This window comes from Sporosarcina luteola (assembly GCF_023715535.1).
Taxonomy (GTDB): domain Bacteria; phylum Bacillota; class Bacilli; order Bacillales_A; family Planococcaceae; genus Sporosarcina; species Sporosarcina luteola_B.
In genome coordinates this window covers 1-1,389 of the sequence record NZ_JAMBOI010000028.1, presented here as the reverse complement: position 1 = coordinate 1,389, position 1,389 = coordinate 1, and the positions used below count along the sequence as shown (strand labels likewise).

At 43.3% G+C, this 1,389-nt stretch carries 1 pseudogene; it reads right to left on the bottom strand.

The annotated features are described in order from the left end of the window. Positions 1-93: 93 nt before the first annotated feature. Positions 94-1,304, bottom strand: a pseudogene (locus tag M3191_RS18120) (IS3 family transposase). Positions 1,305-1,389 lie beyond the last annotated feature (85 nt).

The following is a 1,389-nucleotide window of genomic DNA, read 5'->3' as shown; positions in this document are numbered from 1 at the left end:
TGGTCTTCGGTCAAGAAAGTGGACACGAGAAAATGAGCGTTTTTTTCGAAAAGCCTACCGCGCTGCGCTTGGTGTACTTTCGTAAAAGAGCAGTTAAAAAGCCAACTGCTCTTCCACGAAAGTTGCGGGTGGTTGTTGAGCGTTTTTCTCCTGTTCAGTTTGATAAGCCTTCTCAAAATCGTTCGGTGAAACATAATCCAAAGTAGAATGGCTACGGCTTTCATTGTAGAAAAAGATGATGTAATCAAGCACAGCCATTTTTGCCTCATCAATCGTCCTGAAATTCTCACGGTAGATGAGCTCCTTTTTAATCGTTGAATGAAAGGATTCTATACAGGCATTGTCGTAACAGTCGCCTCTTCGGCTCATGCTGATCTTACATTTCTTTTCATTGAGTAAATCCACGTAATCATTTGACGCATATTGGCTTCCCTGATCGGAATGGTGAATCAGTCCTTCTGCAGGAGAGCGGAAGTTCAGAGCCCTTTCAAGCGCCAGTTTCGGCAGTTCCTTGGATAGGTTCTCCTCAATATTGAAGCCGACAATCTTCCGCGAAAATAGATCCATGACAGTCGCCAGATAAAGCCAGCCCTCAATCGTCCATATATACGTGATATCAGCGACCCATACCTTGTTAGGGGCGTCCGCGTTGAAGTTGCGCATCAGTAGATTAGGGTAGATTGGGTGGTTGTGATTGGAGTTTGTCGTCGTCTTGTACTTTGATGGCATCAACGCACACAATCCAAGATCTCTCATATAGTTGCCCACCGTCTTCTCAGATAGAAAAACCTCTTTCTTCTCCAACTCTTTCTTCATACGCGGGCTGCCGTAAACTTGTCTTTTCTCATAAAAAACCTGCTTGATAAGCACTTGAGCCTCCTCTTTTTTTTCTTGTGAAGGACTCTTTCCTTTCTCTCGCCATTTATAGTAGCCTGTCCTAGAAACCTCGAGTACTTGGCACAACTTTGTCACGCTGTATTCCTCCCGATGTTCTTCAATGAACTCGTAGATTACTGCGGGCTTCTTGAAAAGATGTGCATAGCCTTTTTTAGAATTTCATTCTCCTCTTGTAGATCTCGAATCTGTTTCTCCATATCTCTTTGAAGCTTCATTTGTTCAGTCGGAGTAAGGTATTCAACACCGTCCTGCTCCGCTTGGACCTTCTTTCTATGTTCGCTTACCCACCTTCGCAAGGAGCCCAAAGGAATCCCCATATCCTTGGAGACATCAGTTTGCTTTTTCCCTTCCTCCAACACCAGTTTGACTAAATGCTTCTTAAGATCATCGTCAATTCTTTTACCCATTTTGGACACTCTCCGTTCGCATATTATTGTTATCCTTATCCAAACATGCTCATTAGATTGTGTCCACTTTTTATACTACTTTCAC